The following is a 6,767-nucleotide window of genomic DNA, read 5'->3' on the forward strand; positions in this document are numbered from 1 at the left end:
CGCCCCGCTCGGCGGCGGCCAGCGCCGCCCGCGCCTCCGGCAGCAGCGCGGCGCCCGCCGGGGTCAGCTCCATGCCGGCGGCCGTCCGGTCGAACAGCGCGGCGTCCAGTTCCCGTTCGAGCGCGCGGATCTGCTGGCTGAGCGACGGCGAGCGCAGCCCGAGCCGCTCGGCGGCGCGGGTGAGGTGCGCCTCCTCCGCGACCGCGACGAAGTACCTGAGCTGCCGCAGTTCCACGGCCCCAGTCTCCCGGACGCCGCCGCTACTCCCCCGGCGGCTCCGCCCGGGCGCGGCCGGGCTCCGGCTCGTTGCGGGCGCGCCCCGGCTCCGGCTCGGTGCGGGCGAGGACGGCGCGGGCCCGGCTCTCCCCCGCCGCGTTCCCGAGACTGCGATACAGGTCGAGGGCCTCGCGGGCGGGCCGCCGTGCCGCCTCCCGGTCGCCGGCGTCCAGCAGGATCTCGGCGAGCGTGCGCCGCCCGCGCGCCTGCCACCAGCGGTCGCCCAGCCCGTCGAACTCCGCGACCGCCAGCCGGACGGTGTCGGCGCCCTCCGCGTGCCGGCCCAGCCGGGCGAGCGCGTTGGCCTCCGACACGCGGGTGCGCGCGACGCCCCAGGTGTCGCCGAGGTCGGTCAGCACCCGTCCCGCGGTCCGCACGAACGTCAGCTCGCGCAGCCCGTTGCGGGGATCGCCGACCTCACCGGCGGCGCGCAGGCAGCGGGCCTCCTCCCACTGCTCGCCCCGCAGCCGGAACGCCTCGGCGGCGCGCTCCAGCGCGGGCGCGGCCAGGCTGTACTTCACCTCGGCCGCAACGTCGTCGCCCGACGCCCGCAGCGCGCGCGCCTCCGACGCCAGCACCTCCCCGAGCGCGCGCAGCGTCTGCGCCTCCGAGTACCGGTTGCCATTGCGCTGGAACACCGCGAGGGCGCTCTCCAGCAGTTCGCGGGCCTCCCCATAGCGGCGCTGCGCGAGCCGCAACTCGGCGAGGTTGCGCCGGGTCCGCGCCTGCCACCACGCGTCGCCTTCCTCCTCGAACGCGTCGATGGCCTCGGTCAGGTAGCGCTGCCCCTCGTCGAGGTTGCCCGCGTCCCGCAGGCACATGCCCGTGGACCTCAGCGCGCGCGCCCGCCACCACATCTCCCGATTGCCGGTGAAGATGCGAAGCGCCTCGGCGGCGTCCTCGTGCGCCAGCTCGATCTGCCCCTGGTTGCCGCGCACCGACGAACGCTCCAGCAGCGCGATGCCGAGCGAACGGTCGTCCAGATGCCCGGCGGCCGTGCAGGTCAGATCGGCCGCCGCCTTCCACTCCGGCCAGAACACCCGCAGCGAATGGAACAGCGAGCACGCCGCCCTCCCCAGCCGCCACACCAGCGTCCACATCCCGCGCTCCGCGCCCTGCCCGAGCAGCGCCAGCAGCGCCGGACGCTCGCTCGCCAGCCAGTCGACCGCCGAGAACCCGAGGTCGGGCAGCTGCCCCGACCCGCGGTGCCAGTCCTGCGGCCACCGGCTCGCCGCGACCCGCTCCGCCCGTTCCCGGTACCCGTCCAGCAGCCGCTCGACCGCCGCGTCCCGCTCGTCCTCGGCGTCCTCCCGCTCGGCCCGCTCCAGCGCGTACAGCCGGACGAGGTCGTGCAGCCGGTACCGCATCCGGCCCGTCGCGTCCGTCCCCGAGCACTCGGCGAGCTGCGCGTCCACGAGGGCCTCCAGCAGGTCCTCGCCCTCCAGGTCCGACACCCCGAGCAGCGCGCCCGCCGCCCACGCCTGCACGTCCGGGGCCGCCTGGACGCCGAGCGTGCGCAGCAGCCGCCGCTGCGTCGGGCTGCAGTCGTCGTAGCTCAGCGCCAGGCTCGCCCGGACGCCGTTGTCGATGCCGTGCTCCAGCTCGCCCAGCCGGCGCCGCTCGTCCCGCAGCCGGTCGGCCAGCACCCGCGGCGTCCACGACTCGCGCGCCGCGAGCCGCCCGCCGCAGATCCCGACCGCCAGCGGCAGCCGCCCGCACAGCTCGGCGATGTCGGCGGCGGCGTCCGGGTCCGCGGCGACGCGGTCCCGCCCGGCGAGCCGGCCGAGCAGCTCCACCGCGTGCTCGGCGGTGAACTCGGTCAGCCGCCGGTCGAGGTCGTTGAGCAGGCCGAGCGGCTGCCGCGACGTCACCAGCACCGCGCAGCCACCGCCCGGCGGCAGCAGCGCCCGCACCTGCCCGGCGTCGTGCGCGTTGTCCAGCAGCACCAGCAGCCGCCGCCCGCGCGTCCACGTCCACCACAGCTTCTGCAGCTCCGGCAGCCCGCCCGGGTCGGTCGCCAGCCGCACGCCGAGCGCCTGCAGGAACCCGAGCAGCACCTCCTCCGGCGCCACCCGCGCCCCGGCCGCGCCGCGCAGGTCGAAGTACAGCGCGCCGTCCGGGTACCCGTCGGCGATCTCGTGCGCGAACCGCGCCGCGAGCGCCGACTTGCCCACGCCCGCCGGCCCGTGCACCGACACCACCAGCGGCGACGCCGGCGACCCGGACCCGGCGGCGACGGCGCGGCGCAGCTCGGCCAGCGACGCGTCCCGCCCGGTGAAGTGCGCGATCACCGGCGGCAGCTGCGCCGGCGTCACCCCGCCCGCGGCCTCCTCCGGCGGGCCGGGCCGCTCCTGCTGCTGCGCGCCCCACGCCGCGACCCCGGCCAGCACCGCGACCCCGCCGGTGACGGCGGCCTGCACCGGCGCGGGCAGGCTGAACGCGTCGATCGACGTCGTCACCGCCGTGATCACCGCGGTCAGCCCGCCGACCAGCCACGGCGCCGCGAGCCGCGCCCGGCGCCCCGCCGGGGCGGCGGCGCCCGGGACCGGCCGCGGGCGCGTCCCGTCCGGCATCCGCGCCTCCGTCCTGTCCCCTCCGATCATGGGGCGCACGCCGCGCGCGGCGGCGGAACGGGCGGGGAACGGACGGTTAACAGCGCGCTACTCGGTGCGCAGCACCGCCTCGATCTCCAGGACGATCTCGACCTTGTCGCTCAGCCCGAGCTTGCCGCCCGGAATGGTGGCGGCGTCCCCGACGCCGAAGTCCAGCCGGCTTATCTCGCCGGTCGCGGTGAACCCGGCGCGGGCGCCCTTGAACGGGTCGTCCTGCCGGAACACGTCCGGCCCGAAGCCCTCGACCACCAGGTCCAGCGAGACCGGCTTCGTGACGCCGTGCAGCGACAGCTCGCCGTCCAGCACGAACGCGTCGCCGTCCGCGCGCACGCCGGTGGACCGGAACGTCATCTGCGGGTACTTCTCGACGTCCAGGAAGTCGGCGGACCGGACGTGCTCGTCGCGCTGCGCGTTGCCGGTGTCGACGGACGCCAGGTCGATCGTCGCGGTCACCTCCGAGCGCAGCGGGTCGTCGCCGGTCACGACCGTCCCCTCGAAGGTCCCGAAGCGGCCCCGCACCTTGCTCACCATCAGGTGCCGGATCGCGAACCCGACGCCGGAGTGGAGCGGGTCGATCGTCCAGGTGCCCGCGACGTAGTCGGGGATCTCGACAAGTTCCGCGGTCATCGTGTCTCCTTGGTTATGCGCAGTAAGACGGTTCCTTTCCGGAACCGCCTCCATGGTGCGGACCTCCGCGCCACGGGCACAAGAAGGCACTTTTTTCTGCCTCGGTCACCTGGAGATAACCATGGACTTCCCCGAGCACACCGTGGCCGGCTGCCGCGGCCGCGAGATCCTCGAGCGCATCGGCGACAAGTGGTCGCTGCAGGTGATCGCGCTGCTCGGCGACCGGACCCTGCGGTTCACCGAGCTCAAGCGCGAGATCGAGGGCATCAGCCAGCGCATGCTGACCGTCACGCTGCGCGGCCTGGAGCGCGACGGCATCGTCACCCGCACCGTCTACCCCGTGGTCCCGCCCCGCGTCGACTACGCGCTCACCCCCATGGGCACCACGCTCCTGGAGGCGGCGATCACCCTCGTCACCTGGGCCGAGTCCCACCTGTCCGAGATCGACGCCGCCCGCGCCGCCTACGACGCCCGCACCCCCACCCCCGCCCCCGTCACCTCCAACTGAGCCCCCCATCACAGAAAGCGCAGCGGGCCGGTGTACCCGCCTGCGGGGCGACCGTGGGAGAGGCGCGGGCGAGGGAATTTGGTGTGCGGGGGGTGGGGTGGCTCGGTTAGCGTTGTTGTAGGCAGGTGTCCGCGAACGGGAAAGCGTCCGATGGTCTTTCACGAGGTGGGGCGGCGAGCTAGCCGCGCCGAGCTGGGGAACGAGCAGTCGTGCCCGGCCCGGCTCGGCGGTGTGCGCCGTCATCCCATCGACCTCGTGAGGCCGTCCCATGCGCTCTTCTGAGATCCGTTCCACCTTCCTGGACTTCTTCCGGGAACGCGACCACCGCGTCGTCCCGTCCAGCCCGCTGATCCCGCCGGATCCGACGCTGCTGCTGACGAACGCGGGAATGAACCAGTTCAAGCCGTACTTCCTGGGTGAGGCGGCGCCCGAGCATCCCCGCGCGGTGTCGGTGCAGAAATGCGCGCGGACGTCCGACATCGAGAACGTGGGCCGGACGACCCGGCATTCGACGTTCTTCGAGATGCTCGGCAACTTCTCGTTCGGCGACTACTTCAAGGCGGAGGCCGTCTCCTGGGCGTGGGAGCTGTTCACGCGCCATTACGGTCTCGACCCGGAACGCATCTGGGTCACCGTCTACCTCGACGACTCGGAGGCGGAGGACATCTGGCGCCGGGTCGGCGTCCCGTCCGAGCGCATCCAGCGGCTCGGAATGGAGGACAACTACTGGTCGATGGGGACTCCGGGCCCCTGCGGGCCGTCGTCCGAACTGCACTACGACCGCGGTCCCGCGTTCGGCCGCGAGGGCGGTCCGGCGGTGGACGGCGAGCGCTACCAGGAACTCTGGAACCTCGTGTTCATGCAGAACCTGCGCGGCGAAGGGATCGGTAAGGGCGATTACCCGATTCTCGGAGAACTGCCCGCGAAGAACATCGACACAGGGCTCGGCCTCGACCGTCTCGCGGCCGTCCTGCAGGACGTCGACACCGTGTGCGAGACGGATCTGCTCTCGCCGACGCTGCGGCTCGTCCAGGAACTCGCGGGACGCCCCTATCCGGGACGCGACGGCAGCGAGGATTCCATGTCGTTCCGCGTCGTCACTGAACACGCGCGTTCCATCGCGTTCCTCATCGCGGACGGCGTGCTGCCCGCGCGCGACGGGCGCGGTTACGTGCTGCGCCGCCTGATGCGCCGCGCGGTCCGGCACGCGCGACGGCTCGGCATCGACGACCCGGTTCTGGCGCCCGTGACCGGCAGCGTCGTCGGCAACCTCGGCGGGACGTGGCCGGAGCTGGAGCGGCAGTCCGAGCTGATCGAGCGGGTCGTCACGGCGGAGGAGGACGGGTTCGAGCGGACGCTCCGGCAGGGCACCCGGCTGCTGGAGTCCGCGATCTCCCGGGCGGATTCCACCCTTTCCGGGCAGACCGCGTTCGAGCTGCACGACACCTACGGCTTCCCGATCGACCTGACCCTCGACGCGGCGAGGTCCGCGGGCCTCACCGTGGACGAGGACGCGTTCGCGGAATTGCTGGAGAAGCAGCGGCGGCAGGCGCACCGGGCGGGCCGGGACCGCAAGGGCGACGCGGTCGCGCGGCGCGACCTGTACCGCCGGGTCGTCGCCGAGCACGGCCGCACCGACTTCGTCGGCTACTCGTCCACCAGCGCGGGAACGCGCGTCGTCGCGCTCCTCGACGGGACGGGCATCGCGCCGGTCGCGTCCGAGGGCGACGAACTCGAGGTGGTCCTCACGCGTAGCCCGTTCTACGCGGAGGGCGGCGGCCAGGTCGGCGACACCGGCACGATCCGCACCCCGGGCGCGGTGCTGGAGGTCGTCGACACCCGTCCCGGCATCGACGGCCTGCACGTGCACGCCGTCCGGATCGTGGACGGCGAGGTCCGCCCGGGCGACGAGGCGGAGGCGGTCGTGGACGCCGACCGGCGCGCGGCGACCGCGCGCTCGCACAGCGCCACGCACGTGCTGCACGCGATGCTCCGCCGCGTCCTCGGCGACCACGCGGCACAGCGCGGATCGCGCGTCGAGCCCGGCCGCCTGCGGTTCGACTTCGCGCACTTCTCCGCCGTGCCGGAGATCGGCACCGTCCAGACGCTCGTCAACGAGTACCTGGCGGACGACCCCGACGTGCGCGTGTGGGAGGCGTCCCGCGCGGACGCGGAGGCGGCGGGCGCGCTCGCGCTGTTCGGCGAGAAGTACGGCGACGACGTCCGCATCGTGGACATCGGCGACGCGTCCCGCGAGCTGTGCGGCGGCACCCACGTCGGGCACGGGTCGCAGGCGGGGCCGGTGCACATCGTCGGCGAGTCGTCCATCGGCACCGGCCTGCGCCGCATCGAGGCGCTCACCGGGCCGGACGCGCTCCGCCACTTCGACCACGAGCGGGCGCTGCTGGCCGAGCTCGCGGCACTGCTGAACGTCCCGCCCGACCAGGCGCCCGGCCGGCTGCGGCAGCGCCTCGACCTGCTCGCGGAGACGCAGAGCGAACTCGACGCCCTCCGCCGCGCCGAACTCGACGGGCTCGCGGAACGCCTCGCGTCGGGCGCCGAACCGGTGCCGTCCGGCTGGCTCGTCGCGCGGCAGGTCGACGATGTGTCCGCCGCCGACCTGCGCACGCTCGCGTCCGCGATCGTCTCGTCCGGCGACGGGCGCGGCCTCGCCGTCCTCGGCACCGCGTCCGGCGGCAAGGCGCAGCTGGTCGCGGCGGTCGGGCCGCGCTCGGACGTCCGGG

At 74.5% G+C, this 6,767-nt stretch carries 5 protein-coding genes; 2 read left to right on the forward strand and 3 right to left on the reverse strand.

The window, feature by feature from the left end; translation table 11 throughout:
• From F9B16_RS48420 to F9B16_RS48430, 3 genes are all read right to left on the reverse strand, one after another.
• The coding region (locus tag F9B16_RS48420; RefSeq protein WP_151547016.1) for a LysR family transcriptional regulator at positions 1-235 on the reverse strand (235 nt) is incomplete at its 3' end.
• Positions 236-260: 25 nt separating this feature from the next.
• Entirely contained in the window at positions 261-2,849 is a 2,589-nt protein-coding gene (locus F9B16_RS48425; protein ID WP_151547017.1) for an ATP-binding protein, read from the reverse strand.
• 87 nt (positions 2,850-2,936) lie between these two features.
• Positions 2,937-3,515 (reverse strand): YceI family protein, encoded by a 579-nt coding sequence (locus F9B16_RS48430; RefSeq protein WP_151547018.1) that lies wholly within the window; start codon positions 3,513-3,515, stop codon positions 2,937-2,939.
• Positions 3,516-3,636: 121 nt separating this feature from the next.
• Between F9B16_RS48430 and F9B16_RS48435 the strand changes: the two genes are divergently transcribed.
• Positions 3,637-4,023 carry a winged helix-turn-helix transcriptional regulator gene (locus F9B16_RS48435; protein WP_225992632.1) on the forward strand — a complete coding sequence of 129 codons (387 nt, stop codon included), beginning with the start codon at positions 3,637-3,639 and terminating at the stop codon, positions 4,021-4,023.
• Positions 4,024-4,291: 268 nt separating this feature from the next.
• The coding region (alaS, locus tag F9B16_RS48440) for an alanine--tRNA ligase (protein ID WP_151547020.1) at positions 4,292-6,767 on the forward strand (2,476 nt) is incomplete at its 3' end.

Origin of the sequence: Actinomadura montaniterrae (assembly GCF_008923365.1) — a bacterium.
Taxonomy (GTDB): domain Bacteria; phylum Actinomycetota; class Actinomycetes; order Streptosporangiales; family Streptosporangiaceae; genus Spirillospora; species Spirillospora montaniterrae.

Excerpts from the sequence above, each read along its gene's own strand:
- F9B16_RS48430 (WP_151547018.1), bottom strand. The coding sequence starts at position 3,515 with ATGACCGCGGAACTTGTCGAGATCCCCGACTACGTCGCGGGCACCTGG.
- F9B16_RS48425 (WP_151547017.1), bottom strand. The coding sequence starts at position 2,849 with ATGCCGGACGGGACGCGCCCGCGGCCGGTCCCGGGCGCCGCCGCCCCG.
- F9B16_RS48435 (WP_225992632.1), top strand. The coding sequence starts at position 3,637 with ATGGACTTCCCCGAGCACACCGTGGCCGGCTGCCGCGGCCGCGAGATC.